The organism is Hydrogenobaculum acidophilum (assembly GCF_054656715.1).
In genome coordinates, this window is the sequence record NZ_BAAHXP010000047.1 from 1 (window position 1) to 1050 (window position 1050).

Sequence of the window (1050 nt, forward strand, 5' to 3'; positions counted from 1 at the left end):
GGTATTGGACTTACCAAAAACTATTTTTCAGCAATAGATTTTATCACACAAATGACTTATGACAATAGATATCTTAGGTGAAAAACTAACTCCACAATTCCGCCTAATTGGTTTTGAAAAAGCTGAAGCCCGTTGCATAAGTATATCAAATTCAAACATATTTCAAGAATTCGGGATTTAAAATTTTAATTTGATGATAATGATTTTTATCATTGCATGTGTATGTTAGTTAGTTTATACTATCTATATTAGAATAATTATTAATTAATAATTATTCTAAATTAATTTAGGAGGTAGTGATTATGCAAGAAGTAGGTCAAAAGAGAATCCCTCTGTTGGGAGAAGCTTTTCCAGAGATGAAGGTTGTCACCACAAGAGGTGTTTTAGACCTTCCAAATGCTTACAAAGGTAAGTGGTTTGTGTTGTTCAGTCATCCGGCTGATTTTACACCGGTTTGTACTACGGAGTTTGTGGCTTTTCAAAAAAGGTATGATAAGTTTAGAGCTCTAAATTGCGAGTTGATAGGTCTTAGCGTGGATCAAGTGTTCGCACACATAGAATGGGAGAATTGGATTAAAGAAAAGTTGGGTATAGAGATTGAGTTTCCTATAATTGCAGATGCTGTGGGAAGCGTTTCTGAGGCACTTGGTTTTATTCATCCCCAAAAGGGTACCAACACGGTTAGAGCGGTGATAATAGTGGATGACAAAGGTATTATAAGGGCCATGCTATACTATCCACAAGAGCTAGGTAGAAATATAGACGAGATAGTTAGAATGGTTGAAGCTCTTCAAGTTTCAGATAAGCACGGCGTAGCGATGCCAGCTAATTGGCCTAACAACGAGCTCGTTAAAGACCATGTTATCGTTCCGCCGGCTTCTGATGCTTTTAGCGCTAAGGATAGACTAGAAAAGGCTAAGAGCGGTGAAATTGAATGCTACGCATGGTGGTTGTGCCATAAAAAAGTTTAAATAAAAATTTAAAGCACTCTTGGGGGCTTTTGCCCCAAATAAATGTATATAACCAGCAGAAGATAAAAAGCTGTTTTTA

General features: G+C 36.6%; 1 protein-coding gene. It reads left to right on the forward strand.

Annotated elements, in window-relative coordinates:
* The first annotated feature begins 302 nt into the window (after window positions 1-302).
* The gene (locus ACYQZV_RS09055; RefSeq protein WP_459895310.1) at window positions 303-971 is read left to right on the forward strand and encodes a peroxiredoxin; all 669 of its coding nucleotides are present in this window, start codon (window positions 303-305) and stop codon (window positions 969-971) included.
* Window positions 972-1050 lie beyond the last annotated feature (79 nt).

Bases quoted from the DNA above. Each gene is read 5' to 3' on its own strand.
- ACYQZV_RS09055 (WP_459895310.1), top strand. From the start codon at position 303: ATGCAAGAAGTAGGTCAAAAGAGAATCCCTCTGTTGGGAGAAGCTTTT.